Source organism: Gordonia amicalis NBRC 100051 = JCM 11271, assembly GCF_000332995.1.
Taxonomy (GTDB): domain Bacteria; phylum Actinomycetota; class Actinomycetes; order Mycobacteriales; family Mycobacteriaceae; genus Gordonia; species Gordonia amicalis.
The window spans coordinates 46,209-73,131 of sequence record NZ_BANS01000031.1 but is presented as its reverse complement, the minus strand read 5'-3'; the positions used below and the strand labels follow the sequence as shown (position 1 = coordinate 73,131).

Here is a 26,923-nt window from a genome sequence, read left to right as displayed (position 1 = left end):
CCCTGCCGCGATTCGTACGAGGGGTGACGACATGCCATTGTTCCGACTTGGGGATCACGGCTCGGCGGTGGCCGAGATCCGCGCCATCCTGGTCGGGCTCGGTCTGTTGCCCGAGGGCGGGGACGCCGTTTTCGACGAAGCGTGTGACCGGGCAATTCGGGCGTTTCAGCAGCAACGAGGTCTGATCGTCGACGGCATCGTCGGTCCCGCGACCTACCGCGTCCTGCGGGAGGCCTCGTACCGTCTCGGTGCCCGCGTCCTCTCGTATCAACTCTCGGCGCCGATGGTCGGCGACGACGTTGCCACCCTCCAGCACCGTCTCCAGAACCTCGGCTACTACACATCCCTCGTCGACGGCATCTTCGGGCTCAACACCCACAACGCAGTGTGTCTGTACCAGAGTGAATACGGACTGGCCTCGGACGGAATCTGTGGTCCGGCGACGCTGCGCTCCCTCGAGCGGCTCGGCACGCGCGTCACCGGTGGCTCGCCGTACGCGATCCGCCAGGAGGAGCAGGTTCGGCGCTCCGGTCCGCAGCTGTCGGGCAAGCGGATCCTCATCGATCCGGGCTCCGGGGGGTTGCATCCCCTCTCGACCGGCGACCTCGCCGAACGCGAATCCGATCTCCTCTGGGATCTGGGTGCACGTCTCGAGGGGCGGATGGCCGCCGCCGGGATGCAAACCTTCCTGTCCCATGACGGTCGTGGCCGTCCCGGTGACAACGAACGCGCCCGGGTAGCCAACCTGATGGATGCCGACCTGATGATCTCGCTGCGCTGCGGCCACTACCGCAACGTGCAGGCCAACGGTGTCGCGTCGTTCTACTTCGGCAACAACCAGAACTCCTGCTCGACGATCGGGCGCAATCTCGCAGGCTTCATCCAGCGCGAAATCGCCGCCCGCACACCGCTTGCCGATTGTCGGACGCATGAGCGCACGTGGGATGTCCTGCGACTCACCAGGATGCCGGTGGCACTCATCGACGTCGGATATATCACCAACCCGCACGACGCTGCGGTGCTTGCCAATTCGGATTGGCGCAACGTCATCGCCGACGCCATCCTGGTCGCGGTGAAGCGGTTGTACCTGCTCGACCAGGACGATCGGCCTACGGGCACTTACACTTTTGCGGAACTCCTGGCCGCGGAGAACGCTTCGCGCTGACCCGCGCTGTACCCGACCCCACCGGGACGGCCGTTCGCTGCCGTCCGGCGAGATCGATCTCCGCCATCACCACGAGCTTCTCGAGCGCGCTTTCCACCTCGAACTTCCAGCCGAGTCCTTCATCGAGTTCGAGACGGAACCGCGGAAACCGCTGATGGGATGAAACGACGTCGAATCCGGAGTTCTTGAGGAACGACGCATCGATCATGCAGGCTGTGCACAAATCGGCCTGCGGATCCTCGAGGATCTCTCGCGCGACTTCGATGATCGCCTCGTCCGTCCAGAAGTCGAGGTCGGGGAGGGCGCCTCCAGTGGAAGCCGGTCCCGACTCCGTCGATCCGGACGTCGCCGAACCCGTCGGAGAACAGAACTCGGCCGCGCCGGCACCGTTACGCACGAGCCCGAATGACTCCACCGCGCGGACACCGCGGCGGATCAGATCGCCGAGAACCGCGTCGAGAAGAATCGTGGCGACCTCGTCGTGTCCCGGCTCCGTGCGAATACTGGTGAGCAGGACCGCGTCGTGACTGACCGGGGAAGTGGGGAAGTGCTGCGAACGGGGCACCCTGTTCGGCGGGGCGTAGAACGCCGTGCCGATGACGTTGTTGGTCGTCGATTCGATGGCAACCTGTCCGCACGCGCCCCATTCGAGCAGTAGCCCCGAGATCCAGGCCTCCTTGTCGAATTCGCTCTCATACGATTCGCCGTTGGCGGTCGGCTCGACTTCCCAGAAGACACATCGCCGGGTGTGCTGGGGCAGCGACTCGAAGGATCCGAGTTCCAGCCGCACGATCGACACGCTCATGTCACCGAACTCCGGTCCGACGACATGGATCGACGAAAACCATTGAGCTGCAGCCCATCTCACTAACCGGGCGGTCGTCTGACCGATCAATCGTCACTGTGACATTACTTCCGCATCCGCTGGTACCGGGAAGTTCGCGGTGAAATTCACTTCTTTGGATCAATGAACTCGACGATGCGTTCCAAGTCATCAACTGATCCGAATTCCACGACGATCTTCCCTTTCCGCTTTCCTAGACTGACTGTAACCCTGGTGTCCAGACTGTCGGACAGTCTCTCGGCAAGGTCCTGGAGTCCTGGCATCTGCATCGGCTTACGCTTCGGCGCGACCGGAGCCTTCGAATCGGGTCCGTCCCCACGATTGGCGAGTGTGACGGCTTCCTCCGTCGCGCGAACCGACAGTCCCTCGGCGACGATGCGCGCGGCCAGCGCCTCCTGAGCGTCGCTCCCGGTCTCGAGGGAGAGGAGGGCACGGGCGTGCCCGGCCGACAGAACGCCTGCCGCTACACGACGCTGGACGGGAATGGGTAGCTTCAGCAGCCGGATCATGTTGCTGATGAGCGGACGTGATCGGCCGAGTTTGGCCGCCAACTGCTCGTGGGTCACACCGAATTCTTCGAGGAGTTGTTGGTAGGCGGCCGCCTCTTCCAACGGGTTCAGCTGCGCCCGGTGGATGTTTTCGAGCAACGCGTCGCGCAGCATATCGCCGTCGGCCGTCTCGCGGACGATGGCCGGAATGGCCTCGAGGCCGACTTCCTGGCTGGCCCGCCACCGACGCTCACCCATGACGATTTGAAAGGCGACACCGTCAGCGGTCGGCTCTTTCAGGCGCCGTACGACGATGGGCTGCATCAGTCCGAACTCGCGGATCGAGTGCACGAGCTCGGACATCTGCTCGTCGTCGAAGACCGTACGCGGCTGGTTCGGGTTCGGTTGGATCTGCTTGGGCGGGATCTCGCGGTAGACAGCGCCGGCCTCTTCGCGACTCAGCACGTCGATGGTCGGGGCACTCGCCGGGGTGGCCTGACCGTCGACCGCAGACGTGGGACCCTTACCGATCACGACGTCGGCGGCCGCGTTTCCCAGTCGGGGAGTGTTCGTCTGGTCGTCGGTGGGGCCGGTGGGAATGAGCGCAGCCAGTCCGCGACCCAATCCGCCTCGACGCTGAGCGGTGTCCCGTTGACTCATGCCTCTACCTCCACTCGGAACTGGAACCCTGCTGTCGTCATGCCTGAGCGCTTTCCGCTGCACCGCGGAGAGCCAGCTCCCGCGCGGCATCCATATAGCTCATCGCGCCGCGTGAACCGGGGTCGTACTCGATGATCGTCATTCCGTAGCCGGGTGCCTCGGACACCTTGACGCTGCGGGGGATGATCGTGCTCAGCACCTTGTCCCCGAAGTGGCGTCGGACCTCCTCTGCGACCTGATCGGCGAGCTTGGTTCGTCCGTCGTACATCGTGAGAACGATCGTCGACACATGCAGCCCGCGATTGAGATGGGCCTGAACCAGCTCGATGTTACGAAGGAGCTGCCCGACACCCTCGAGAGCGTAGTACTCGCACTGGATGGGGATGAGCACCTCTCGCGCAGCAACCATTGCGTTGACGGTGAGCAGACCGAGCGACGGCGGGCAATCGATGAAGACATAGTCGATCTGATACTCGGCCAGCACCTCGTCGTTGAGCGCGTTGCGCAATCTGTTCTCGCGAGCGACCAGCGAGACGAGTTCGATCTCGGCGCCGGCCAGATCGAGTGTCGCCGGTACGCAGAAGAGGCCCTGCTGGCTCGGCGACTCCTGGATCGCTTCTTGGAGCGTCACTTCACCGAGGAGGAGCTCGTAGACGGAAGCGATGTCCTGGGCGCGGTGATCGATGCCGAGGGCCGTGCTCGCGTTGCCCTGGGGGTCGAGGTCGACCACCAAGACACGGAGCCCGCGCAGCGCCAAACCGGCGGCGAGGTTGACTGCGGTGGTGGTCTTGCCGACACCGCCCTTCTGGTTCGCGACCGTCATGATCCGGGTGTGCTGCGGGCGGGGGAGTTGGCCGGCACCGCCGGGGGTCAGAACCTGACTCGCACGCTCAGCAGCCATCGCGATCGGGGTGTCGGCGTATGGTTGGCCCGCGACGTGCGGGGCTCCAGCGGGTGGCGTTTCACGTGAAACGTTCGGGTCTTGATCGACCACGCGGGCACTCCTTTGACCTACCTGGTAGGCGTTCGAGTCGTCGGCGCCGGCAGACGTAGCCCCGGCTCCGACAGATGCAGAATCGTCAACGGCAGCACGCTCAGACGTGCTGCCAGAACGCTTTCTATTCTGCGCCTTGCGCGGACTCCATACCAATTCAGAACTCCCTCTATGTGACACCGTCGGCACAATCAGCCGACCCGGCGTGATCGATGAATCCGATACTCAACGACGCCGCGGCTTCTTCACCCCGGAGCGCTCCGTTTTGGTTCCCACGACGACGGTGGTCGGAGTCTCCAGGACCTCGCCGCACGTGACGACGCGGAGGTCGCTGATTCCCGAACGGCCGACGAGAGCACGGTCTCGTTCGATCTCTTCGGCCGCCGAGGAGCCCTTGATCGCAATCATTCGGCCGCCTGCGCGAACCAGGGGAGCGGACCACTTCGACAGACGCTCGAGCGGTGCGACGGCACGGGACGTCACCACATCCGCCAGCCCGACCTCCGCCCGAACCGACCTCTCCTCGGCACGTCCTCGGACAACTCTCACGTTCTCGAGACCAAGTGTCTCAACGGCTCGTTCGAGGAAGGTGCTCCGACGTAGCAGCGGTTCGATCAGGGTGATCGACACATCCGGTCGCGCGATGGCGAGCGGCAGACCGGGGAGACCCGCACCACTTCCGATGTCGAAGACTTTCTCATCCTCGTCGATAAGCTCCTCGATGACCGCACAATTCAGGATGTGCCGATCCCACAGCCGAGGAACTTCCCGCGGACCCATCAGGCCGTGATCGATTCCGTCGGTGGCCAGGATTCGCCAGTAACCTTCCGCCAGGTCCTTGCGCTCACCGAAGACCACATCAGCCGTGTCCGGCGGGGTCTGTAGTGCATCAAGGTCGGGATGGTCATCGGGTTGAGCGTCTGACGACACTGAGCCTCCGTCTCTAGTTGGTCCTATGACAGTGTTTCACGTGGAACCTGACGCGACTGACGGTCGGTGCACATGCCGCCCATCGGCGTATGTTTCACGTGAAACACATCGATGTCATTCATGCGTGCGTCCCCCGGCAAGACAGCCGTGCCGAACGAACCTGCCGCGCCTCCGGCACCACGACAACCCAGTGGCCCAGGCCAGTTCATGTCGGCGGAACTCGGCGGCACACCGCGCGCCCGGCGCTGGAGACAGCACCGTTGGGAACCGTTCTGCAGACACCAGCCGCGCAACCTGACCCGTTGCCCGTCGCCGAACGGAACCGGCAACCGACGACGCCCAACCATGTGGCGAAGCCCGGCGGAACGGCGAGGGTGGCAGCGTGAGGGAACAGTGAACCTGACAGTGAACCGCGGCGGTAGTTACATCGCCGCGATGGCCGCGAGATCTGATCCTGACCGTCCGTACTCCTCCGCCCGATCCGAGAGCTCGGCACCGCTACGGCCCGACAGCCAAGACGCATCGTCCCCGAGCAAGGGGAGTGGGGCGGGGACGTTTCGCGGCTTGCTTCCGGCACACACAACCGGGTCGCCACGAACGTCCAGAATCGGCGCAGGCCCGGTTGGCGCCGCAGGACAACGGGTTACCGTCACCCATATCCGGTTCGCGAATCTGGCATCGGCTTCGCGCGGCCAGCGCCACTCGGCGACGACCGACCGCCACAGAATGACCACAGTTCCCCCGACAGCTGGTGCCGACCAGGCCGGGGCCGGCTCGCGACGCTACGCGCAACAGTTCGGCTCCTTCTGCCGGTGCACCCCATGGCACGACGCGACGCTCTGGATCAGTACGGGACATCAGAGCTGATGCATCCGATGAGCGGACTCTGGAATGCGTGAGCGCAGTTTCACGTGAAACCGCGGCCGACTTCGCCGCATCGACGACCAGACGACGCACGCATCCGCGCAGCAGGGCATAGGGCGCACCGCGGGGATCACGCGCCTCGCCGACCCTGATAGAACGAGACTGCCCAACGTCCGACGACGATGTGTGACGTCTCCTCAGCGACATGACGCCGATGGTCGGACACCACTCCGCGCACCACCGATCCAACCGGTCCACCGACCGGACCCGGTTCCGGGAGAACCCGCCCAACGCATACAACGGGCACGGCTGAAACAAAACGACACGTGACGCAATGGTCGGCATACCCGAGGCTGTCGAGAAATCGCGCTCGAAGTCGCAACTCAAACGATTCCAAGCCGCATGTTTCACGTGAAACAACACCGCTGTAATTCCTGTTGCGGCCGCGGCAGCCCGGGGGAGAGGACTACCTCGAAGACGACTCAGGCCCCGACCGTCGGTCGGGGCCTGAGGGAACTCGTCGTCCGGGAGTGCTACTCGGGGAGAACCACCACGCGGCGCTTGGGCTCGGCACCTTCGCTCTCGCTGACGACACCGTCGACAGCGGCGACCGCGTCGTGAACGATCTTCCGCTCGAACGGGGTCATCGGATCCAGCGCCTCGCGCTCGCCTGACTTGAGCACACGCTCGGCGACCTCGCGGCCGAGACGTGCCAGGCGGTCACGGCGATCCGCACGCCACCGGGCGATGTCGAGCATCAGCCGGCTGCGCTCTCCGGTCGCCTGCTGGACCGCGAGACGCGTCAGCTCCTGGAGCGCGTCGAGAACTTCACCCTTGCGTCCGACGAGCTTGGTCAGGTCGTCCCCGCCGTCGATGCTCACGACGGCACGGTCGCCGTCCACATCCAGATCGATGTCGCCGTCGAAGTCGAGGACGTCGAGCAGCTGCTCGAGGTAGTCGCCCGCGATCTCGCCCTCTTCGACGAGTCGATCCTCGTCATCCTCGTCATCGTCCTGGTCGTCGTCGAAGTCCTCAGCGGACTCCTCGGTGACGTCGGTGTCGACAGCATTCTCCGCACCGGTCGAATCAGTGGTGTCGGTCTGGGCTTCGGTCGAGACCTTGGCGTCATCTTGCGCCTCGGTCTCCGAACCGGTTTGAGTTGCAGTCTCTGCTGTCATCTCATTCACCTAACTCTGTGCTTCGTCGAACAAGTCCTGTGCGGTCATCGTTTGCCGCCGCGCTTTCCACCGCGCTTGGCGGTGGACTTCCCACCCCGGTTGGAGGGTTGCTTCTTGGAGGCCGGGCCCGCGCCGGCGCCTGAGCGCGTCGGCTTCTGTCCCGGCTTCGGCTTGGCGCCCGGGCCGGCGCCGGCCGTGGAGGATCCGTCGGGGGAGGAGTCGGAAGTCGAATCCGCCTTGTCGGTCGAATCCGCCTTGATCATGGACACACCCGTCGAGTCCGAGGCGGTCGACGCGTCGGCAGCTGTGTTGCGCTTCTTCGGACGGTCCGGACGTACGCCCGGTTTGGGAGCGTTCGCCTTCAGCTTCTCCTGCTTGAGACGCCTGGCCTCTTCCTCTTCCTTGGCGATCTTGCCGAACACCAGGTGCTGCTGCCCGTAGGTCCAGATGTTGTTGCTCATCCAGTAGAGGAGGATCGCGACGGGGAAGAACGGGCCCGTCACCAGAATGCCGATGGGGAAGACGTACAGCGCGAGGTTGTTCATCATCCGGGTCTGCGGATTCTCGAGGGCAGCCTCGGGCTGGCGCTGCACCGAAGCTCGAGAGTTCATGTGGGTGGCGATGGACGCCACGATCATCATCGGCACAACGACGTAGGCGATCTGCGGCCGGGTGAAGTCGATGGCGGCACCCGGCTCGACGAACGCCTGGAACTCTGTCGACGGCTCGACGAGGTACGACGACAGCGGCACGCCGAACAGACGGGCGTCGAGGAAGTTCTGCACCTGATCGGCGCTGAAGACGTAGTTACCCTGCGAGCGGGTCTCGGCGGCACTCATGCCGAGCTGTCCCATGCCGGTGCCCATGCGGTTGAACGAACGCAGCACGTGGAACAGACCGATGAACACCGGGATCTGCAGCAGCATCGGCAGACAGCCGAGCAGGGGGTTGAAGCCGTGCTCCTTCTGGAGCTTCTGCATCTCCTCGGTCATCTTGACCCGATCCTTGGCGTACTTCTTTCGGATCGCCTGGAGCTGCGGGTTGATCTCCTGCATCTTCTTCGTGGTGCGGATCTGCTTCACGAAGGGTTTGTACAGAATCGCGCGCAGGGTGAACACGAGGAACACCACGGACAGTGCCCAGGCGATGCCGTCGCCACCGGGACTGTCGGGCGTGACATAGCTGAAGAGCCAGTGCCACACCCACATGATCCCGGACACCGGGTAGTAGATGAAGTCGAGCACGGGTCAGGTACCCCTTACTTGTTGTTCTCTAGGTGGAATCGTTCCGCCGGGACGGTGGCTGATGGTTCCGGCCACTGTGGGCCGACTGCTGCCCGCCGGAGAGTTCACGGACCCGGTTGCAGAGGTCACTCCACAGTTCACGGGGACCTTTGTCGGGAACCGGGTCGTATCCGGGCTTGTGCCACGGCCCGCACTTGAGCAGCCGGATGGTTGCCAGCGCCGAGCCGTACAGAAAACCGTGACGTTCGAGCGCTTCCACTGCATAACCCGAGCAGGTCGGCTCGAACCGGCACGTCGGTAGGCGAAGAGGCGATACCCACGTCCGGTAGAGCTCGATGAGAAAGATGACCGTGCGGCGCGGGAGCAGGTGGGCTCCTCGGCGCATCCGGGCCAGAACGGTGAGCTGATCGTCCACCGGCGCGGACGAGTCGGTCCGAGTGATCGGCGTCGACGATGACGGGGTGGGGGAGGGGTCCCGGGTGGGGGAGGGGACCAATCCACGGTCATCCAGCTCGGCGTCGTTCATCGTCCGACACCGGCCCCGGTGGGTACCGCCGCGGAGTGCGCCATATCGGCGACCCGGCGGCTGGTGAAGGCTGACCGCAGTTGGTCGGCCAGCTCTTCACTGGTCCTGTCCGCGGCGCCGCGTCGGGCGCGGATCACCACGTAGGTCTCGACGGTCGGGCAGAGGTGCCTCGTCGCCGCGAACGCAGCCCGTAGGCGTCGGGCCACGGCGTGACGGACCACGGCGTTGCCCACCGACTTGCTCACGACAAGGCCGAGCCAGGGTCCACCTGTCATGGCGACATCGCGTCGCAGCCCGGTGGGATCCGGCCACTGTGAGCTGACCGGTGCCAGGTGTACGACGAAGTCACGAGCATTCACCCGCGCACCGGACTTGAGGGTGCGTGAGAAGTCGGATCCACGAGAGATCCGATGAGAAGACGCAGTCATCGATCAGCTGACCGGACCGCGAGGATCCGGTGGGTAGCCGACGATCAGGCGGTGAGCTTCGCGCGGCCCTTGGTACGACGGCTGCTGACGATCGCACGGCCGGCGCGGGTCCGCATACGCAGACGGAAGCCGTGCACGCGCGAACGACGACGATTGTTCGGCTGGAAAGTACGCTTGCCCTTGGCCACGGTGACTCCTTGTGCTCCCTGTGAGCACGCCGGTTACCCGCACGTGACCCACATGTTGTCGTTGGTCGTTGATCCAGGACGGTGCCGAACTGGTGTCGGTGATGAACTCGGCGAACTCGACAAAACGCCGCGCAAATCCGCTACCTGGATGACCAGTCGAGACTACTGATAGCGCGCGCTCAAATCAAACGCGGTCGTCGGGCCGGCTGAACAGTGTCCCACCAGGTGTGTTCTGAAGCACTTGAGTCGCGATAATCAGTCCGAACGAGTCAATTGTCCCGATCGCTTTGTACCCCGCCGAGACCTCTGTTACGTTCTGTCACAGCGTCGGCCGCGAACCCCTGCCGGACACCAGGATGTGTCCCTGGGAAACCGTTACCGACCAAAGTCCCAAGTTCGTCATCACCGTTGTACACAGGTGTGGATAACTCTGTGGAGAGATGCGGTTGATGACGTGGGTGCCCCGGCCCTCGTCAACGCTGGTAGTTTTCCGGGTCAGGAGGCCAGCCCCGTGACTTCAGACCGCGACACATTCGGTGAGGTGTGGCAGCAGGTCGTCGCCGAACTCAACGACGACGAAGCCGCACGTGACCATGAACCACTGACACGCCAGCAGAAGGCGTGGCTGTCACTGGTTCGTCCCCTCACACTCACTGAGGGTTTCGCTCTTCTCACCGTGCCGACCGCTCTGGTCCAGGAGCAGATCGAGCGGAATCTGCGGGAGACCATCCGTTCGGTCCTGAGTCGTCATCTCAATGAGCCGGTCGATCTCGGTGTCCGCATCGCGACCCCGCGCAACGACGAACCCGTACCGGATCCGGCCGCTCCCGAACCTCGCGCGGTCAACGGCGCGGCGGTCGCGCCCGACTACTCCGCGGTGCCGGGTGCGGCCATCGGTGCCGGATTCCCGGCCACTCCCGGTACCGGACAGACACCGGGCGCCGACACCGGGAGGCCGTCGGGCGACTGGGCCTCGTACTTCGCCGAGCGGCCGACGACCGCGCCGTCTCCCTCCGGCGCAAACCTGAACCCCAAGTACACCTTTGACACCTTCGTCATCGGTGCGTCGAACCGCTTCGCGCATGCGTCGGCGGTCGCGGTGTCCGAGGCCCCGGCGCGGGCGTACAACCCGCTGTTCATCTGGGGGGAGTCGGGACTGGGCAAGACCCACCTGCTCCACGCGGCCGGGCACTACGCCCAGCGTCTGTTCCCCGGGATGCGCGTCAAGTACGTCTCGACCGAGGAATTCACCAACGACTTCATCAACTCGCTGCGCGACGACCGACGGGTGGCGTTCAAGCGTCGCTACCGCGACGTCGACGTGCTGCTCGTCGACGACATCCAGTTCCTGGTCGGTAAAGAAGGTATCCAGGAGGAGTTCTTCCACACCTTCAACACGCTCCACAACGCCAGCAAGCAGATTGTCATCTCGTCCGACCGTCCGCCGAAACAGCTTGCAACACTTGAGGATCGGCTTCGGACCAGGTTCGAGTGGGGACTGATCACCGACGTTCAGCCGCCGGATCTGGAAACCCGCATCGCGATCCTGCGCAAGAAGGCGCAGATGGACAACATCGCCGTGCCCGACGATGTTCTCGAGCTCATCGCCTCGAAGATCGAACGCAACATCCGCGAGCTCGAGGGTGCGCTGATCCGCGTGACGGCCTTCGCCTCGCTCAACGACGCCGCTCTCGACAAGTCCCTCGCGGACGTCGTTCTCCAGGCACTGCTGCCCAACTCGGGCACCCTCGAGGTCAGTGCCGCCAGCATCCTGGCGATCACCGCCGAGTACTTCGACGTCTCGCTCGAGGAACTGCGCGGCCCCGGCAAGACCCGGTCCATCGCCCAGGCACGTCAGATCTCGATGTACCTGTGCCGCGAGCTGACCGACCTGTCGCTGCCCAAGATCGGTGAGACCTTCGACCGGGACCACACGACCGTCATGTACGCCGAGCGCAAGATCCGCAAGGAGATGGCCGAGCGACGCAAGGTCTACGACCACGTCCAGGAGCTCACCGCGCGTATCAAGCAGCGTGCGGTGGGCTGAGCGGGCTCCTTCTCTTCTCCGCTTTCCACGCGCCTCTCGTGCCCTCGGGCCCGGGAGGCGCGTTTCGTCTGTCGGCACATGCCGAGGACGGCCCGCGAGGGATCTGGCGCCGGCTGCGTATCGAGGTCATCCCCGGCCGATCGGAACCCCAACTCTGCTCCCCGGGTCGAGACTCGCGCGTCGTGTTTCTGTGTTCTCCCGCACTCGACGGGCCCTCGCGAACGACATATTTCGGCGTCCGAAGGCTGTGCACCGGCTTGGGATAACAGTGGAAGACTTGTGCACTGTCGGTGGACGCCGCGCGAACAACAAGTTTTCTCCACAAACTCTTGGGATTCGGCTCAACGACAGTCCACCGGTCATACACACCCCCGTACCCTGTCCGACTGGCCCGATGGCACGGTTGTCCACAGATTCCACAGTTCCTATTACTGAGATGGATCCCTCTCTAAAGAGAAATCTTTTGTAAGAAGGGCTGTGCACAACACCCATCCGCGGGCCGAGCGCCGCCGTCGTCGCGGACGGACTGACTTGGCCCCAACCATCCCGGCATCGGCGGTGGCGTTCTACAGTGGGATTCCCGGAAGTGGGACGTGATCGACCATGCCGCCGTTTCGGCTTCGGCATGCCGACGATCCGCACGAGAGAGAAGGGCAACCTCCCAGCATGAAGTTCCGTGTCGCACGTGACGAGTTCGCTGATTCCGTCGCCTGGGTCGCTCGAAGCCTGCCCTCTCGTCCGCCGGTACCGGTCCTGGGTTGCGTGGTGCTCAACGTCGGCGAGACCGGTCTGACCGTCTCCGGATTCGACTACGAGGTCTCGGCCCAGGAGAACCTGGGCGCCGAGGTCGCCGAGCCCGGGCAGGTGCTGGTGTCCGGTCGTCTGCTGGCCGACATCACCAAGGCGCTGCCCAACAAGCCCGTCGACGTGACCCTCGACGGTTCCCGCGTCGCGATCACCTGCGGTAGCGCCAAGTTCTCCCTGCCGACGATGCCGGTCGAGGACTACCCGCAGCTGCCCGACGTCCCGTCGATCACCGGCACCATCCCGTCGCAGCTGTTCGCCGAGGCGATCTCGCAGGTGGCCGTCGCCGCCGGCAAGGATGACACACTGCCGATGCTGACCGGCGTGCGAGTGGAGATCGAGGGCAACTCCGTGGTCCTCGCGGCCACCGACCGTTTCCGCCTCGCGGTGCGCGAATTGCAGTGGGAGCCTTCGGACCCCGACACCAAGGGCGCTGTTCTCGTCCCGGCCAAGACGCTTTCGGAGAGTGCCAAGACCGCCGGCGCGGAGGGTACCGGCGTGGTCTCGCTGGCTTTCGGCGCCGGCGCCGCCATCGGATCCGACGGCATCCTGGGCATTCTCGGCGAGACCAAGAAGACCACCACGCGTCTGCTCGACGCAGAGTTCCCGAAGTTCCGTCAGTTGCTGCCCGCCAGCCACACCGCGGTGGCGACCATCGACAGCGCTCCGCTGATCGAGGCGATCCGCCGTGTCGCGCTGGTCGCCGAGCGGGGCGCCCAGGTCCGGATGGAGTTCACCGAGGGATCCGTGCTGCTCACCGCCGGTGGCGACGAAGCGGGCAAGGCCGAGGAAGAGTTGCCGGTGTCGTTCCGCGGCGAGCCGCTGACCATTGCGTTCAACCCGGGTTACCTGCAGGACGGCCTGTCGGCGATCAACGCCGACAGCGTCGACTTCGGTTTCACCACCCCGAGCCGTCCGGCGGTTCTGCGCCCGGCCAGCGGCGAGGATCCGGTCGCCGACGAATCCGGCGCCTTCGTGGCCCCCGAGAGCGCGTTCAGCTACCTGCTGATGCCGGTCCGCCTGCCGGGCTGACCCGCACCACGCACCCAGCCGATCACCGCAACCGACAGTGTTCGTTCGTGAGCTGCACCTGAGGGATTTCCGCTCGTGGCGGGCTGTGGACCTCGATCTGCGGCCCGGCCCGACGGTCTTCACCGGCCGGAACGGCTTCGGCAAGACCAACCTGCTCGAGGCCTTGTTCTACCTGGCGACGCTGCGGTCCCATCGGGTGAGTTCCGACGCCCCGCTGGTGCACTCCGGATCCGCGTCGGCGCTGGTCACCGCCACCGTCGAGAACGACGGCCGGGAACTGACGGTGGAGCTGCGCATCAACGCCGAAGGCGCCAACAAGGCGTCGATCAACCGCAGTCCGGCCCGTCGCTCCCGCGATCTGCTCGGGATCCTGCGCACCGTGCTGTTCGCGCCGGAAGATCTGTCGCTGGTCCGTGGGGATCCGAGCGATCGGCGACGCTTCATCGACGAACTCGTGGCGCAGCGCGGTCCCCGCTGGGTGGCCGCGCGTGCCGACTACGACCGGGTGCTGCGACAGCGGTCGGCGCTGCTCAAGACGGCGGCCGCGGCCCTGCGTCGAGGCGGGGACCAGGCCGACTCGGTCATCAGCACCCTCGATGTCTGGGACGGCCAACTCGCGGATCTCGGCGGTCAGGTGACGGCCGCACGGTTGCAGGTCCTGGCCGAACTGGAACCTCATTTCACCCGGTCCTACGCCTCGATCGCGCCGCATTCACGGCCGGCGATGCTGCGCTACCGGCCCGCCGGCGGGGTCGAGTTCGACACCGCCACGGCCGAGTCGATCAGCGAGGTCCTCGCCGCGCGACTGGGCGAACTACGCGACAAAGAGATCGAGCGAGGTATGTGCCTGGTCGGACCACACCGCGACGACATCGACATCGTCCTGGGCGCTGATGTGGCGAAAGGGTTTGCCTCCCACGGTGAATCGTGGTCGTTGGCCCTGGCGTTGCGGCTCGGATCCGTCGAGTTGACGCGCGCCGAGGGCATCGAGCCGGTCATCATGCTCGACGACGTCTTCGCCGAACTCGACGTGAAGCGTCGGGAGAAGCTCGTGGAGTTCACCGCCGGCGCGGAGCAGTTGCTGATCACCGCCGCCGTCGCCGATGACATCCCGGCCGAGATCGGTGGTCGCCGTATCTTGGTCGAGGTCCTCGACGACGAGGACGGTCGCCGGTCCACGGTCGTCGGGGACGACACGGATGCGGTGACCGAGAGGGTCGAGGAACCGGTGAGTGGGGTCTCCGATGAGTGACGAAACACACGGGTCGCGCCCCGACGCGGCGGGGGAGCCGTCGAACCGGCCGATCGAGCCGGGCGAACTCGGCGGATACGAACGTGCCCGCAAGGCCCTCGAGGAGGCGCGCGCCGCGGCGCGGGCGGCCGGGAAATCGGTGGGACGCGGTCGAGCGTCTCCGGTCCGCCGGACACCCAGGGGTGCGCAGAGCCGTAAGCGATGGTCGGGGTCGGGGCCGGACGCGCGGGATCCCCAGCCGTTCGGTCGTCTCGTCGGCGGCCTGGCCAAGGACCGCGGCTGGCAGGAGAAGATCGGCGAGGGCACCCTGTTCGGGATGTGGGACACGATCGTGGGCGCCGACATCGCCGCACATGCGAAGCCGATCGAGTTGCGGGACAACGTACTTCACGTGCAGGCCGAGTCCACCGCGTGGGCGACGCAGCTGCGGTACGTGCAGTCGCAGATCCTGGCGAAGATCGCGGCGGCGGTCGGCGACGGCGTGGTGAAGTCCCTGCGCATCAGCGGGCCCAAGGGGCCGTCGTGGCGAAAAGGCGAGCGACATGTGCGGGGGAGGGGCCCCCGTGACACCTACGGGTGAGCCGGGCCTAGCAGACTCGACCGCACATTACTAGTCGATGTGCCCCGTGAGCCGATTTTCCTCCCCAGGCCACGATCGATCCGGGCTCTGTCCAAAATAATCGATCTGAGGGCCTGTTAGCGGCCCCGGATGCACGTTCCTGGGCAAGTCAGGCAGTACACTGTGAGGAGTTGTCCCGACAGGGGACCACAAACGGCAGATCGACCGTCGCCTTCAGGCAACCCGGGAAGTCCCGGGCATTCCTGTGTGCGCATCGCCCTGCCCCCCTGGTCGAGTAGATCGACGACGGATACCGGGTACCTGGGATCCGCCGATGAGCAGAACAGGAGTGGACGCACCTCGTGGCCGACACCAACGACACCGGACCCAAGAAGAGCAAGAAGAAGCCGTCAGAGTACGGCGCCGACTCGATCAACATCCTCGAAGGTTTGGAAGCCGTCCGCAAACGGCCCGGCATGTACATCGGTTCCACCGGTGAACGCGGCCTGCACCATCTGATCTGGGAGGTCGTCGACAACTCGGTCGACGAGGCGATGGCCGGCTTCGCAAGCCGCGTCGACGTCACGCTCCTCGAGGACGGCGGCGTCCAGGTCGTCGACGACGGTCGTGGCATCCCGGTCGAGAAGCACCGTACGGGCGTGCCGACCGTCGAGGTCGTCATGACCCAGCTGCACGCAGGTGGCAAGTTCGACTCGGACTCCTACGCGGTGTCGGGCGGTCTGCACGGCGTCGGCATCTCGGTCGTCAACGCCCTGTCGACCAAGGTCGAGCTGGAGATCGCGCGCGACGGTCACAACTGGGCGCAGACCTACTCCTATGCCAAGCCCGGCGCCCTCGAGCAGGGCGACGCCACGCGCAAGACCGGTACCACGGTGCGGTTCTGGCCGGATCCGCAGATCTTCACCGAGACCACCCGGTTCAACGCCGAGACGGTGGCGCGTCGTCTGCAGGAGATGGCCTTCCTCAACAAGGGTCTGACCATCACGCTGACCGATCAGCGCCCGCAGGCCGTCGAAGCTCCGGGTGATGCGAACGGCGACGAGGACGCACCCGCGACCGATGTCGCCGAGGTCGTGCTGACGGAGACCGAGAAGGCCCAGGCCGCGGCCAAGCCGAAGACCCGGACCTACCACTACCCGGACGGTCTCGTCGACTACATCAAGCACCTCAACCGCACGAAGCAGTCGATCCACAACACCGTCATCGGGTTCAGCGCCAAGGGCGAGGGACACGAGGTCGAGATCGCGATGCAGTGGAACGCGGGCTACTCGGAGTCGGTGCACACCTTCGCCAACACGATCAACACCCATGAGGGCGGCACCCATGAAGAGGGTTTCCGCGCCGCGCTGACCAGCACGGTCAACAAGTACGCCCTCGAGAAGAAGCTCATCAAGGAGAAGGACGGCAAGCTCACCGGCGACGACATCCGCGAGGGTCTCGCCGCCGTGATCTCGGCGAAGGTCTCCGATCCGCAGTTCGAGGGCCAGACGAAGACCAAGCTCGGCAACACCGAGATCAAGGGCTTCGTCCAGCGCACCTGCAATGAGCACCTCGGTCACTGGTTCGAGGCGAATCCCGCCGAGGCCAAGATCATCATCAAGAAGGCCGCCGACTCCGCCCAGGCCCGCATGGCCGCGCGTCGTGCGCGAGAGATGGTGCGCCGCAAGACCGCAACCGACATCGGCGGTCTCCCCGGCAAGCTCGCCGACTGCCGCAGCAACGACCCGACCAAGTGCGAGGTCTACATCGTGGAGGGCGACTCGGCCGGCGGTAGCGCCAAGTCCGGTCGCGATTCGATGTACCAGGCGATCCTCCCGCTGCGCGGCAAGATCATCAACGTCGAGAAGGCCCGTATCGACCGCGTCCTCAAGAACGCCGAGGTCCAGTCGATCATCACCGCCTTCGGCACCGGCATCCACGACGAGTTCGACATCTCCAAGCTGCGCTATCACAAGATCGTGCTGATGGCCGACGCCGACGTGGACGGCCAGCACATCTCGACGCTGCTGCTGACGCTGCTGTTCCGTTTCATGCGTCCGCTCATCGAGCACGGTCACGTGTTCCTGGCACAGCCGCCGCTGTACAAGCTCAAGTGGCAGAAGTCGGCTCCGGAGTTCGCCTACTCCGACCGCGAGCGCGACGGCCTGCTCGAGGCGGGCCGTGCGGCGGGAAAGAAGATCAACAGCGACGACGGCATCCAGCGCTACAAGGGTCTCGGCGAGATGAATGCCAAGGAACTGTGGGAGACCACCATGGATCCGGCGGTCCGCGTCCTCCGCCAGGTGACGCTCGACGACGCCGCTGCCGCCGACGAACTGTTCTCCATCCTCATGGGTGAGGATGTCGCCGCACGTCGAAGCTTCATCGCCCGTAACGCGAAAGACGTTCGTTTCCTTGATGTCTGATCACGGATCGAATGAGTTCGCAGTGATCGGAGAAAGAAACCACAATGACTGACACCACCCTGCCGCCCGCCGGCGGTGAAGGCGACCGCATCGAACCTGTCGATCTCGGCCAGGAGATGCAGAAGAGCTACATCGACTACGCGATGAGCGTGATCGTGGGCCGCGCGCTCCCCGAGGTGCGCGACGGCCTGAAGCCGGTGCATCGCCGACTCCTGTATGCATCCTTCGACGCCGGTTTCCGACCCGACCGCAGCTACGTGAAGTCGGCGAAACCCGTTGCGGAGACGATGGGTAACTACCACCCCCACGGTGACACGGCGATCTATGACGCCCTGGTACGTCTCGCCCAGCCGTGGTCGATGCGGTATCCGCTCATCGACGGCCAGGGCAACTTCGGTTCCCGCGGCAACGACGGCGCGGCCGCCATGCGTTACACCGAGGCCCGCCTGACCCCCCTCGCCATGGAGATGTTGCGTGACATCACCGAGGAGACAGTCGATTTCACGCCGAACTACGACGGCAAGACCAATGAGCCGACGGTCCTGCCCGCGCGGATACCCAACCTGTTGATCAACGGATCCGGCGGTATCGCCGTCGGTATGGCCACCAACATGCCGCCGCACAACCTCAATGAGGTTGCCGACGCGGTGTTCTGGGCTCTCGAGAACCACGACGCCGACGACGAGACCACCCTCGCCGCCTGCATGGAATGCATCAAGGGACCCGATTTCCCCACGGCCGGACTGATTGTCGGCAGCCAGGGAATCAAGGACGCCTACACCACCGGCCGCGGCAGCATCCGCATGCGCAGCGTCGTCGACATCGAGGAGAACAAGGGCACCACCACGCTGGTGGTCACCGAGTTGCCCTACCAGGTCAACCCGGACAACCTCATCCAGTCGATCGCCGAGCAGGTCAACGAAGGAAAGCTCAAGGGCATCAGCCGGATCGAGGACCAGTCCTCGGACCGCGTCGGCATGCGCATCGTGGTCACGCTGCGTCGTGACGCGGTGGCCAAGGTAGTGCTGAACAACCTGTACAAGCACAGCCAGCTGCAGACCAGCTTCGGCGCCAACATGCTGTCCATCGTCGACGGCGTGCCGCGCACCCTGCGTCTCGACCAGATGATCCGCTACTACGTGGCGCATCAGATCGACGTCATCGTGCGGCGCACGCGGTACCGGTTGCGCAAGGCCGAGGAACGCGCACACATCCTGCGTGGTCTGGTGAAAGCCCTCGACGCGCTTGACGAAGTGATCGCCTTGATCCGCCGGTCGGCCAACACCGACACCGCGCGCACCGGCCTCATCGAGCTGCTGGACATCGACGAGATCCAGGCCGACGCCATCCTGGCGATGCAGCTGCGTCGCCTGTCGGCGTTGGAACGTCAGAAGATCGTCGACGAGCTCGCCGAGATCGAGCTGGAGATCGCCGATTACAAGGACATCCTCGACAAGCCGGAGCGTCAGCGCGCCATCGTGCGCGACGAGCTCAAGGAAGTCGTGGACAAGTACGGCGACGAGCGCCGCACCAAGATCATCGCCGCCGACGGTGACGTCAGCGACGAGGATCTGATCGCCCGCGAGGACGTCGTCGTCACGATCACCGAGACCGGCTACGCCAAGCGCACCAAGACCGACCTCTACCGCAGCCAGCGCCGCGGCGGCAAGGGCGTGCAGGGTGCCGGTCTCAAGCAGGACGACATCGTCAAGCACTTCTTCGTCTGCTCGACCCACGACTGGATCCTGTTCTTCACCACCAAGGGTCGGGTCTACCGGGCGAAGGCCTACGAGCTGCCCGAGGCCAACCGCACCGCACGCGGCCAGCACGTCGCCAACCTGCTGGCCTTCCAGCCGGAGGAACGCATCGCGCAGGTCATCCAGCTCAAGACCTACGAGGACGCGCCGTACCTGGTGCTCGCCACCCGCAACGGTCTGGTGAAGAAGTCCAAGCTCGTCGACTTCGACTCCAACCGCTCCGGCGGCATCGCCGCGATCAACCTGCGCGGTGAGGACGAACTGGTCGGCGCCCAGTTGTGCAGTGCCGACGACGATCTGCTGCTGGTGTCGCAGAAGGGTCAGTCGATCCGCTTCCACGCCGACGACGAGGCCTTGCGTCCGATGGGCCGGCAGACGTCGGGTGTCCAGGGCATGCGGTTCAACACCGACGACACCCTGTTGTCGCTCAACGTGGTTCGCGAGGACACCTACCTGCTCGTCGCGACGTCGGGTGGTTACGCCAAGCGCACCGGTATGGACGACTACCCCGTCCAGGGCCGTGGCGGCAAGGGTGTGCTCACCATCGCCCACGACCGCCGGCGCGGTGAACTCATCGGCGCGCTCATCGTCGACGACGACTCGGAGCTGTACGCGATCACCTCGGGCGGCGGTGTCATCCGCACCGCGGCCAAGCAGGTCCGCAAGGCGGGACGCCAGACCAAGGGTGTGCGCCTGATGAACCTCGACGAGGGCACCACCGTCATCGCGATCGCCCGCAACGCCGACGAGCCGGAGGAGACGGACGCCTCGGAGTAGGCGTTAGGGTTGAGAACACGTGCAGCCGACCAGTCGGTGACGGTAGAAAGTGACCCGACGCGTCGATGTCCATCGGCAGTGACGCCAGAGTGAGGGATTGCCTGTGAGCACACCGAACGAGCCGAACCAGGAACAGAACGGACGTCCGTCCGGTCCCGGTTCGGGCACACCGACCGGTGGGCTGGTGCCGCCGTGGCAGCGTGGACCGGTCGAGGATTCGTCGGGCTCCGCGCCGACCGAGGCGTTCGGGCGTGACGACGACTCGCGCCCGAACGCACAGGACAATCGCGACGGCCGGCCGCAGGAGAATCGGAGCGGCCCGCCGCAAGAGCACCGTGGCGGCCCGCCGCAAGAGCACCGTGGCGGCCCGCCGCAGGACCACCGTGGCGGCCCGCCGCCGCGTGGCATCGTGACCAACAGCGGCACCGCCGCCGCCAGCATGAGTGGCCAGCAGGCTCCCGTCACCAAACTCGACAGTCCACGGCGACCGGGTTCGGCCATCGCGACCGAGGAGCCCGGTTTCGTCGAGTCGCCGACGAGCACGATCGACCGGGAGAACCTGCCCGGACAGGATCTGCCCGATCTCGATCAGATCCACCACACGGCCGATCTGAAGCGTCCGCCGGAGGCGCCGCCGGCGAAGGTTCCTCCGCGGTCGGCACCGCGTCAGGTCGGAGCGGGCACGGCACTGCGCGCAGCGGTGCAGTTGCGCCGGATCGATCCGTGGGCGACCTTCAAGATCGCCGCGGTGCTGTCGTTCGTCGGGTTCTTCATCTGGATGATCGCCATCGCCGTGCTCTACCTGATCTTCGACGGCATGGGTATCTGGGATCAGGTCAACAACAGCTTCGGAACGCTCGTGGCGGACGAATCGAGCTCCGCCGGGGATGTCATCGGAGCCGGCACCGTTTTCGGCGTGGCGGCCCTCCTGGGGGCCATCAACGCCATCCTGCTGACGGCCATCGCGACGGTCGGCAGTTACATCTACAACATCTGTGCCGACCTTGTCGGCGGCGCCGAGGTGACCCTCGCGGACCTCGACTGAGTCGAGCCCCTGACCAGCCGTTTTGGTTGGTTGGGGATCCGTCGGGTAATCTCACTCCTCGGTTCAAGGGCCTATAGCTCAGGCGGTTAGAGCGCTTCGCTGATAACGAAGAGGTCGGAGGTTCAAGTCCTCCTAGGCCCACTGCGACACCGAAGTTTTCGGACTTCCGATTCGCACCCGTCGACCCGTTCTCGGTCGGCACGGGGCCTTAGCTCAGTTGGTAGAGCGCCGCCTTTGCAAGGCGGATGTCAGGAGTTCGAATCTCCTAGGCTCCACCACTGAAAGAACCGCAACGCACCACCGGAACCCCGGTGGTGCGTTTTGCTTTGCGCTCACTCTTTCCGTTCCCGCTCACCGGAATCGGGTGAGCGGGAACGGAGAATGTGAGCGGGTCACGCGCGGACGTACTCCGTGAACGTCACCCCGTCGACCGGTTGCATCGGGTGATGGGTGAACACGTACTGGTCGAGATGCCGGTACGGACTCGGAGCTTCCGGCAGTCCGACGGCGTAGGTGTTGGCTCGCATGAGGACGGTGTCGAAGCCACCGCCGCTCTGGTCGATGCCGAGGGCCGATGCGTAGTCGGTGGGGATCGTGTCGGGGAAGCGCTCGTTGATGCCGGTCATGTGGTCGCCCTCGACGAGGAAGGCGTCGAACTGTCCGTCCGGCCCCGCGATGTACCCGTCGAGGCTCACCGCCACGTAGTACACGAGTTCTCGCATGCTCACTCCAATCACTTCAAATGTAGTGGTTGGGAATGTACAACAGTTGTAGTGGTTCGCGCTATCGTTTTCGCCATGGCCCGAAACGACGAACGACGCCGCGCACTCGCCGACGCCGGACTGACGGTGCTCGCGACAGCGGGCGCACGGGGACTCACGCACCGTGCGGTGGATCGGGAGGCGGGCGTTCCGCAGGGCACGACGACGAACTACTTCCGGAACCGGGCGGCGCTCCTCCACGGGCTGGTCGAGCGCATCGGTGAGCGTCTCGCACCCAGTGACGAATTCATCGCCGAGCGCGCCGGCCGGCCGCCGAGTGAGAAGCTCTTCGCCGAGTACCTGCGCAACATCGTCGAACGGCTCCTCGCCAATCGCGAGGTGACGATCGCGCTGATCGAACTACGGCTCGAGGGCATCCGACGACCCGAGGTCGCCGAGATCATCGGCACGTGGCGTCGTACCGGGTTCGCCGGTGACGTGGCCTTCAACGAGCAGGCCGGCCTGCCCGGATCGGCGCGGGAGATCGCGCTCTTCCACTTCGCGGTGGATGGCCTGATCCTCGATCAGCTCACCGGACCGCTCTTGCCCGACGAGCGCATCGACGACATCGTCGATGCGCTCGTCAAGGGGCTGTTACCGGCCTGACCGGCGCTACGCCGACTCCTCGGCCATCTTCTTCACCCGGTGCACGATCTCGTGCGCCAGCTTCTCCGACGACGCCGGGTTCTGCCCGGTCAGCAGGTTGCCGTCGGCCTGGGTGTGCACGGTCCACGGCAGTCCGAGGGTGACCTTGAAGCCCTCGTGCGTGAGTCGGTCCTCGAGCAGCCAGGGTGCCTTGTCGGCCAACCCGGCCTGCTGCTCCTCGGCATTGCCGAAGCATGTGACGGTGCGCCCGGAGAAGACGTTCACGCCGTCCTCACCCTTGGCGGCCAGCAGGACCGCGGGTCCGTGACAGACGATGCCGATCGTCTTCTTGGCCTGGTCGGCGGCGATGAGGAGCGCGCCGGCATCGGCGTCCACCGCGAGATCCTCCATCGGTCCGTGGCCGCCGGGCACGAATACAGCGTCGTAATCGGCGATCTTCACGTCGGACAGCGCGATGGGTTTCTGGAGTTCGGGAGCGGTCTCGACCACATTCCGGATCTCGTCGGCGCGTTCCGCGGAGCCGACCGCGTCGGGACTGAGGCTGCCCTCGTCGACCGGTGGACGCACGCCGCCCGGCGTTGCGACGGTCACCGAGTAGCCGGCCTTGCGGAAGACCTCGAGGGGCGCCGCCGCCTCCTCGGCCCAGAATCCGGTCTTGTGACTCGATCCGTCGTTCAGCGTCCACGCATCGGCGCCGGTCATGACGAAGAGAATGTTGTGTGTCATCTTGCTCTCCTTCGGTTGGGATGACCCGTCAGCGGGTCAGGTGAGCCCGGTCAGTTCCGCCGACTTCTCCCACAGGCCGTCGATGAGCCTCTGGTCGTGTGCCTGACGGTTCTCGAGTCCGTTCGGCTTGTGGCGGCTGAAATAGACGCCGTTGACCGACGGTTCCGCGCCGCGCTCGGCGAGTGCGATGAGTGGTGCGGCGCCCTGCTCCGGTGTGATGGTCACCAGCTTGGCGAGCGGGGATCGGTAGGCCAGGCCGACGAGTCGCGAATCCCGACCGAAACTGGTCGCTGCCGGGCCGGGATGCACAGCGGCGGAATAGATCTTGTCATCAGTCCAGCGCTGCGCGATGCCGCGGGTGAACAGGATGTTCATCAGCTTCGCGGTGCCGTAGGTTCGTCCGCCGAATGCCCTGCGTCGCTCGAAGTCCAGGTCGTCGAGATCCACACTCCCGGCGAGATTGCCGACGCTCGAGGTGTTCAGGACCAGCGACGGACCGCCGGCGGCCAGTCGGTCGCGCAGCAGATTGGTCAGCAGGAACGGCGCGAGGTGATTGATCTGGAAGTTCGGCTCGTGTCCGTCTGCGGTCCGCATCGACGGCGAGAACGTCCCACCGGCGTTGTTCATCAGGACGTCGATGGAGTCGACGGTGCCGGCGATCTGAGTGGCCAGCTCACGCACCTCGGAGAGGTTGGCGTAGTCGGCGGTGAACGGAGTCGCACCGGTTTCGGCGGCGATCGGCGCGAGTTTCCGTGGGGACCGTCCGACGAGGACCAGATTCGTCGAGGGCCCGGCCAGCGCGCGGGCCGCGACGGCACCGATCCCGTCGCTGGCACCCGTCAGCACGATGGTGCGTCGTTCACTGGCCATCGGCAGTCCCCTCGGATCCGCCGACCGCGTGGTTCTTCGGGGCGTCGGTGTCCGCCGGTGCCGCGGCGTATGCGGCCTTCTCCTCTTCGATGCGCTTCGTCTCACCGATGGGGGAGTCGTCCGCCGTCGGGAGCACCGAATGCGGCCCGCCTCGCTCGTCGGGCATGTCGGGGTCGGCCTTCAGGTCGGCTTCGGTGGTCGTCCAGTCGGGCTGCTCGTTGTCCGCCATCTCTCCACCATGCCTGAGGATCGGCGATACGTCACCGGTCCAGATGTGGATAGCGGCGCCGGAACTTCTCGACCCGCCCCGCCCGGTCGGGGATGGTGGACACCCCGGTGTAGAAGGGATGTGAGTCGCTGGTGACGTCGATGACGATGAGCGGGTACACATTTCCGTCGGTCCACGTGGTCGTGGTCGACGACGTGGCGGTCGATCTGGTGACGAACCGCGTACCCGTGGACGCGTCCTGGATGACGACCGGGTGGTAGTCGGGATGGATGTTCTTCTTCATGCTGATCGTCCTGTCTGTGTCTGTGTCTGTGTCTGTGTCTGTGCCGGAGTCGGTCAGTGGTCGTCGCGCCGGGGGTCGGCGGGATCGCCGGTCGCGGGACGGTCGGCCATCGGGACCCCGATGTCGTCGACGTCGTCGCAGGGATCCGTGTGGAACCGTCCGAACGGATCGTCGAAGGTAGCCCAGAACTCTTGTCCCGCAGCGAGTTCGACGTCGTTCAGGCACGCGGTCCGTAGTGCCTCGGCGATGTCGTCCGGGTCGGCGCGGTGGACGAGCACGACCAGCGACGAATGGCGATCGCCGTGGTCGTCGTCCCAGCGCAGCGCGCCGAGTGCGCGCCGCTCAGGTGTGACCCGTGTGAGTTCGTCGTCGTCCATCGCGGCCAGCCAGCGTCCTCCGGGTGCGACGCGCAGACCGCCGCCGGCCGACTCCAGCCACAACGCCTCGTCGGGTTGGGTGGCGAGCCACAGCCGCCCACGGGCGCAGACCACGCCGTCGAGAAGGGAATCGCTCGCGTCGTGCAGGCGACCGGGATGGAGTGGCCGGTCGGCAGTGAACTCCATCCAGGTGACACCGCAATCAGGGTCGAGGGAGGGCTGATCGGTGAGGAGCGGATCGTGTGGTCCGTCGATGCGCCCCCGGCGCGAAGATCGCGGGATCGCGGTGACCAGCTGCTCCATCAGCAGGGGACTGACCGGGCGTTCCGGCAGCTCGAACATCATCGGCGCCTTCGGTGCCAGCCGCTTGAGGACGGCCATGAGACGAGCGGACTCCCAGGCGTCCCGAGTGCTGGGATCCGTTCCGGCGATGACGAGGGCATCCGCGAAGGTGACTTGACCGACCGCGACCTGTGCCAGCGTGCGCTCGTCGTCGCGCGGGACGGGCAATTCTTCGCCGAGGATGCGGTCACCCGTCGCGGAATCCAGCCAATCCTGTTCTGCCACAGCGGTGATCGTGGAATCGACCCGTACGTCCAGTGCTGCTGGTGCCGCCGGGATACCGGACATGCCGTCGACGATGACGTGCTCGATGGACCAGGCCACCCGTTCGGGCTCCAGAATCGGGTCGAGCGTGAGCACGATGCGCCGCACCGACGATCGCCGATGAAGACGCCGAAGCAGGGGAAGCAGGTCCTCCCGCAGCGTGCACGACACACAGCCGTGGGCGAGTTCGATCACGGTGACCCGGTCGCACCGCCGACCGTCGGCCTCCCGCCAGCTCAGTGTTCGCACCACCCGGCCTTCGCCGACGTGTCGCAGATCGTGATGGACCTGCACTGTTCCGGCGTCCGCCTCCAGCGCGTCGCCGATCCGCGAGAGGGCGGACCGGTCGAGGCCGGTCACCAGGACGACCGGCGTCCGGGGGTCGGCCGGCAGGTGGTGCATCTGACCGTCGGCGGCGTCGGGCTCGAACACGGCAACACTCCTGACTAATGAGAATCATTTCCATTTACGCGAGGTCGACGGTACCGTGGCCGCGACACTAATGCCAATCATTGTCAATAAGGAGGACGTCATGTCTCGACGGTGCCAGGTCACCGGCCGTGAACCGGGCTTCGGCAAACAGGTCTCGCACTCCCATCGGCGTACGTCGCGTCGCTGGGACCCGAACATCCAGCGCAAGCGGTATTTCGTCCCCAGTGAGGGCCGGTACATCACGCTCCGGGTGAGTACGAAGGGGATCTCGACCATCGACAGGTACGGCATCGAGTCCGTGCTGCGCACGATGCGCGCACGAGGAGAGAAGATCTGATGGCGCGCAACGAGATCCGGCCCATCGTCAAGCTCCGCTCCACGGCCGGTACCGGATACACCTACGTGACCCGGAAGAACCGTCGTAACGACCCGGACCGCATGGTGCTTCGCAAGTACGACCCGATCGCCCGCGCCCACGTCGATTTCAAGGAGGACCGCTGATGGCGAAGAAGTCCAAGATCGTGCGAAACGAACAGCGCCGCGAGGTGGTGGCGCGATACGCCGACCTCCGCGCGGAGCTCAAGCGGATCATCGCCGCGCCCGCGTCGACCGGCGCCGAGCGTGCCGAGGCCCAGCGTCGGCTTCACGCTCTGCCCCGCGATGCCAGCCCGACCCGCCTCCGGAACCGCGACGCGGTCGACGGCCGACCGCGCGGATACATCGGGAAGGCCGGTCTCTCCCGCGTGCGGTTCCGCGAACTCGCTCATCGCGGAGAGTTGCCCGGTATCCACAAGTCCAGTTGGTGAACCACGACCTCAGGAGACA

At 65.6% G+C, this 26,923-nt stretch carries 26 protein-coding genes, 2 tRNA genes and 1 pseudogene; 14 read left to right on the top strand and 15 right to left on the bottom strand.

Annotated features, from left to right (window positions below):
* Positions 1-31: 31 nt before the first annotated feature.
* A complete protein-coding gene (locus GOAMI_RS15625) occupies positions 32-1,165 on the top strand; it encodes an N-acetylmuramoyl-L-alanine amidase (protein ID WP_006437517.1) in 1,134 nt (377 codons plus the stop codon).
* On the opposite strand, the gene GOAMI_RS15620 is transcribed toward GOAMI_RS15625, so the two are convergent.
* The 9 genes from GOAMI_RS15620 to rpmH all read right to left on the bottom strand — a co-directional run bounded on the left by GOAMI_RS15620 (position 1,110) and on the right by rpmH (position 9,509).
* Positions 1,110-1,970 (bottom strand): hypothetical protein, encoded by an 861-nt coding sequence (locus GOAMI_RS15620; RefSeq protein WP_006437516.1) that lies wholly within the window; start codon positions 1,968-1,970, stop codon positions 1,110-1,112. The genes GOAMI_RS15625 and GOAMI_RS15620 overlap by 56 nt on opposite strands.
* 146 nt (positions 1,971-2,116) lie before the next feature.
* Complete coding sequence (locus GOAMI_RS15615; protein ID WP_006437515.1) at positions 2,117-3,157, bottom strand: ParB/RepB/Spo0J family partition protein; 1,041 nt, start codon at positions 3,155-3,157, stop codon at positions 2,117-2,119.
* Between the two features lie 37 nt (positions 3,158-3,194).
* Positions 3,195-4,151, bottom strand: a complete 957-nt coding sequence (locus GOAMI_RS15610; RefSeq protein WP_006437514.1) for a ParA family protein — start codon at positions 4,149-4,151, stop codon at positions 3,195-3,197.
* Positions 4,152-4,376: 225 nt separating this feature from the next.
* A complete protein-coding gene (gene rsmG, locus GOAMI_RS15605; protein ID WP_006437513.1) occupies positions 4,377-5,081 on the bottom strand; it encodes a 16S rRNA (guanine(527)-N(7))-methyltransferase RsmG in 705 nt (234 codons plus the stop codon).
* A gap of 1,397 nt (positions 5,082-6,478) precedes the next feature.
* Positions 6,479-7,123, bottom strand: a complete 645-nt coding sequence (locus GOAMI_RS15600; RefSeq protein ID WP_006437511.1) for a Jag family protein — start codon at positions 7,121-7,123, stop codon at positions 6,479-6,481.
* Positions 7,124-7,167: 44 nt separating this feature from the next.
* Entirely contained in the window at positions 7,168-8,367 is a 1,200-nt protein-coding gene (gene yidC / locus GOAMI_RS15595; RefSeq protein ID WP_006437510.1) for a membrane protein insertase YidC, read from the bottom strand.
* Between the two features lie 28 nt (positions 8,368-8,395).
* The gene (yidD, locus tag GOAMI_RS15590; RefSeq protein ID WP_006437509.1) at positions 8,396-8,893 is read right to left on the bottom strand and encodes a membrane protein insertion efficiency factor YidD; all 498 of its coding nucleotides are present in this window, start codon (positions 8,891-8,893) and stop codon (positions 8,396-8,398) included.
* Positions 8,890-9,321, bottom strand: a complete 432-nt coding sequence (gene rnpA, locus GOAMI_RS15585) for a ribonuclease P protein component (RefSeq protein WP_006437508.1) — start codon at positions 9,319-9,321, stop codon at positions 8,890-8,892. Before rnpA ends, yidD begins: the two co-directional genes overlap by 4 nt.
* A 44-nt stretch (positions 9,322-9,365) precedes the next feature.
* The gene (rpmH, locus tag GOAMI_RS15580; RefSeq protein ID WP_006437507.1) at positions 9,366-9,509 is read right to left on the bottom strand and encodes a 50S ribosomal protein L34; all 144 of its coding nucleotides are present in this window, start codon (positions 9,507-9,509) and stop codon (positions 9,366-9,368) included.
* A gap of 511 nt (positions 9,510-10,020) precedes the next feature.
* On the opposite strand from rpmH, the gene dnaA reads away from it, so the two are divergent.
* The 9 genes from dnaA to GOAMI_RS15535 all read left to right on the top strand — a co-directional run bounded on the left by dnaA (position 10,021) and on the right by GOAMI_RS15535 (position 21,486).
* Complete coding sequence (gene dnaA, locus GOAMI_RS15575; RefSeq protein WP_006437506.1) at positions 10,021-11,556, top strand: chromosomal replication initiator protein DnaA; 1,536 nt, start codon at positions 10,021-10,023, stop codon at positions 11,554-11,556.
* A gap of 666 nt (positions 11,557-12,222) precedes the next feature.
* Complete coding sequence (dnaN, locus tag GOAMI_RS15570; protein ID WP_006437505.1) at positions 12,223-13,392, top strand: DNA polymerase III subunit beta; 1,170 nt, start codon at positions 12,223-12,225, stop codon at positions 13,390-13,392.
* Positions 13,393-13,429: 37 nt separating this feature from the next.
* A complete protein-coding gene (gene recF / locus GOAMI_RS15565) occupies positions 13,430-14,644 on the top strand; it encodes a DNA replication/repair protein RecF (RefSeq protein WP_006437504.1) in 1,215 nt (404 codons plus the stop codon).
* Positions 14,637-15,224: a DUF721 family protein gene (locus tag GOAMI_RS15560; RefSeq protein ID WP_006437503.1), complete on the top strand. Its 588-nt coding sequence runs from the start codon at positions 14,637-14,639 to the stop codon at positions 15,222-15,224. The genes recF and GOAMI_RS15560 overlap by 8 nt, the downstream gene beginning before the upstream one ends.
* Positions 15,225-15,565: 341 nt before the next feature.
* Entirely contained in the window at positions 15,566-17,629 is a 2,064-nt protein-coding gene (gene gyrB, locus GOAMI_RS15555) for a DNA topoisomerase (ATP-hydrolyzing) subunit B (protein WP_006437502.1), read from the top strand.
* A gap of 44 nt (positions 17,630-17,673) precedes the next feature.
* Positions 17,674-20,163, top strand: coding sequence for a DNA gyrase subunit A (gene gyrA, locus GOAMI_RS15550; RefSeq protein WP_006437501.1), 2,490 nt, complete (start codon positions 17,674-17,676; stop codon positions 20,161-20,163).
* Between the two features lie 103 nt (positions 20,164-20,266).
* The gene (locus GOAMI_RS15545; RefSeq protein WP_006437500.1) at positions 20,267-21,208 is read left to right on the top strand and encodes a DUF3566 domain-containing protein; all 942 of its coding nucleotides are present in this window, start codon (positions 20,267-20,269) and stop codon (positions 21,206-21,208) included.
* Positions 21,209-21,275: 67 nt separating this feature from the next.
* Positions 21,276-21,349: transfer RNA gene (locus GOAMI_RS15540), tRNA-Ile, on the top strand.
* Between the two features lie 61 nt (positions 21,350-21,410).
* Positions 21,411-21,486, top strand: a tRNA-Ala gene (locus GOAMI_RS15535).
* Between the two features lie 129 nt (positions 21,487-21,615).
* On the opposite strand, the pseudogene GOAMI_RS15530 reads toward GOAMI_RS15535, so the two are convergent.
* Positions 21,616-21,930 (bottom strand): annotated as a pseudogene (locus GOAMI_RS15530) (dihydrofolate reductase family protein); the annotation flags it as partial.
* A 75-nt stretch (positions 21,931-22,005) separates the two neighbouring features.
* On the opposite strand from GOAMI_RS15530, the gene GOAMI_RS15525 reads away from it, so the two are divergent.
* The gene (locus tag GOAMI_RS15525) at positions 22,006-22,575 is read left to right on the top strand and encodes a TetR/AcrR family transcriptional regulator (protein ID WP_006437498.1); all 570 of its coding nucleotides are present in this window, start codon (positions 22,006-22,008) and stop codon (positions 22,573-22,575) included.
* A 6-nt stretch (positions 22,576-22,581) separates the two neighbouring features.
* Here the strand turns inward: GOAMI_RS15525 and GOAMI_RS15520 are convergent, their stop codons facing one another.
* The 5 genes from GOAMI_RS15520 to mrf are packed head-to-tail and all read right to left on the bottom strand — an operon-like array spanning position 22,582 to position 26,068.
* Positions 22,582-23,301 (bottom strand): type 1 glutamine amidotransferase domain-containing protein, encoded by a 720-nt coding sequence (locus GOAMI_RS15520; protein WP_006437497.1) that lies wholly within the window; start codon positions 23,299-23,301, stop codon positions 22,582-22,584.
* 36 nt (positions 23,302-23,337) lie between these two features.
* Positions 23,338-24,171, bottom strand: coding sequence for an SDR family NAD(P)-dependent oxidoreductase (locus tag GOAMI_RS15515; RefSeq protein ID WP_006437496.1), 834 nt, complete (start codon positions 24,169-24,171; stop codon positions 23,338-23,340).
* Positions 24,161-24,400 carry a hypothetical protein gene (locus GOAMI_RS15510; RefSeq protein WP_006437495.1) on the bottom strand — a complete coding sequence of 80 codons (240 nt, stop codon included), beginning with the start codon at positions 24,398-24,400 and terminating at the stop codon, positions 24,161-24,163. The genes GOAMI_RS15515 and GOAMI_RS15510 overlap by 11 nt, the downstream gene beginning before the upstream one ends.
* A gap of 31 nt (positions 24,401-24,431) precedes the next feature.
* Complete coding sequence (locus GOAMI_RS15505; protein WP_006437494.1) at positions 24,432-24,683, bottom strand: type B 50S ribosomal protein L31; 252 nt, start codon at positions 24,681-24,683, stop codon at positions 24,432-24,434.
* A gap of 53 nt (positions 24,684-24,736) precedes the next feature.
* Positions 24,737-26,068, bottom strand: coding sequence for a ribosome hibernation factor-recruiting GTPase MRF (mrf, locus tag GOAMI_RS15500; protein ID WP_040004898.1), 1,332 nt, complete (start codon positions 26,066-26,068; stop codon positions 24,737-24,739).
* A 130-nt stretch (positions 26,069-26,198) separates the two neighbouring features.
* Between mrf and rpmB the strand changes: the two genes are divergently transcribed.
* From rpmB to rpsN, 3 genes are read left to right on the top strand one after another with little or no spacing between them, the layout of a single operon-like run.
* The gene (gene rpmB, locus GOAMI_RS15495; RefSeq protein WP_006437492.1) at positions 26,199-26,435 is read left to right on the top strand and encodes a 50S ribosomal protein L28; all 237 of its coding nucleotides are present in this window, start codon (positions 26,199-26,201) and stop codon (positions 26,433-26,435) included.
* Positions 26,435-26,599: a 50S ribosomal protein L33 gene (gene rpmG / locus GOAMI_RS15490; protein ID WP_004020951.1), complete on the top strand. Its 165-nt coding sequence runs from the start codon at positions 26,435-26,437 to the stop codon at positions 26,597-26,599. The genes rpmB and rpmG overlap by 1 nt, the downstream gene beginning before the upstream one ends.
* Positions 26,599-26,904 (top strand): 30S ribosomal protein S14, encoded by a 306-nt coding sequence (rpsN, locus tag GOAMI_RS15485; RefSeq protein WP_006437491.1) that lies wholly within the window; start codon positions 26,599-26,601, stop codon positions 26,902-26,904. The genes rpmG and rpsN overlap by 1 nt, the downstream gene beginning before the upstream one ends.
* The last annotated feature ends 19 nt before the right edge of the window (positions 26,905-26,923 follow it).

What these genes read in the sequence shown, in the direction of transcription:
- GOAMI_RS15620 (WP_006437516.1), bottom strand. Translation starts at nt 1,970, where the DNA reads ATGAGCGTGTCGATCGTGCGGCTGGAACTCGGATCCTTCGAGTCGCTG.
- GOAMI_RS15525 (WP_006437498.1), top strand. Translation starts at nt 22,006, where the DNA reads ATGGCCCGAAACGACGAACGACGCCGCGCACTCGCCGACGCCGGACTG.
- GOAMI_RS15560 (WP_006437503.1), top strand. Translation starts at nt 14,637, where the DNA reads ATGAGTGACGAAACACACGGGTCGCGCCCCGACGCGGCGGGGGAGCCG.
- GOAMI_RS15505 (WP_006437494.1), bottom strand. Translation starts at nt 24,683, where the DNA reads ATGAAGAAGAACATCCATCCCGACTACCACCCGGTCGTCATCCAGGAC.
- rpmB (WP_006437492.1), top strand. Translation starts at nt 26,199, where the DNA reads ATGTCTCGACGGTGCCAGGTCACCGGCCGTGAACCGGGCTTCGGCAAA.
- rnpA (WP_006437508.1), bottom strand. Translation starts at nt 9,321, where the DNA reads ATGACTGCGTCTTCTCATCGGATCTCTCGTGGATCCGACTTCTCACGC.
- mrf (WP_040004898.1), bottom strand. Translation starts at nt 26,068, where the DNA reads ATGCACCACCTGCCGGCCGACCCCCGGACGCCGGTCGTCCTGGTGACC.
- gyrA (WP_006437501.1), top strand. Translation starts at nt 17,674, where the DNA reads ATGACTGACACCACCCTGCCGCCCGCCGGCGGTGAAGGCGACCGCATC.
- dnaN (WP_006437505.1), top strand. Translation starts at nt 12,223, where the DNA reads ATGAAGTTCCGTGTCGCACGTGACGAGTTCGCTGATTCCGTCGCCTGG.
- yidD (WP_006437509.1), bottom strand. Translation starts at nt 8,893, where the DNA reads ATGAACGACGCCGAGCTGGATGACCGTGGATTGGTCCCCTCCCCCACC.
- GOAMI_RS15510 (WP_006437495.1), bottom strand. Translation starts at nt 24,400, where the DNA reads ATGGCGGACAACGAGCAGCCCGACTGGACGACCACCGAAGCCGACCTG.
- rpsN (WP_006437491.1), top strand. Translation starts at nt 26,599, where the DNA reads ATGGCGAAGAAGTCCAAGATCGTGCGAAACGAACAGCGCCGCGAGGTG.
- rpmG (WP_004020951.1), top strand. Translation starts at nt 26,435, where the DNA reads ATGGCGCGCAACGAGATCCGGCCCATCGTCAAGCTCCGCTCCACGGCC.
- GOAMI_RS15625 (WP_006437517.1), top strand. Translation starts at nt 32, where the DNA reads ATGCCATTGTTCCGACTTGGGGATCACGGCTCGGCGGTGGCCGAGATC.
- GOAMI_RS15600 (WP_006437511.1), bottom strand. Translation starts at nt 7,123, where the DNA reads ATGACAGCAGAGACTGCAACTCAAACCGGTTCGGAGACCGAGGCGCAA.
- GOAMI_RS15520 (WP_006437497.1), bottom strand. Translation starts at nt 23,301, where the DNA reads ATGACACACAACATTCTCTTCGTCATGACCGGCGCCGATGCGTGGACG.
- GOAMI_RS15615 (WP_006437515.1), bottom strand. Translation starts at nt 3,157, where the DNA reads ATGAGTCAACGGGACACCGCTCAGCGTCGAGGCGGATTGGGTCGCGGA.
- GOAMI_RS15515 (WP_006437496.1), bottom strand. Translation starts at nt 24,171, where the DNA reads ATGGCCAGTGAACGACGCACCATCGTGCTGACGGGTGCCAGCGACGGG.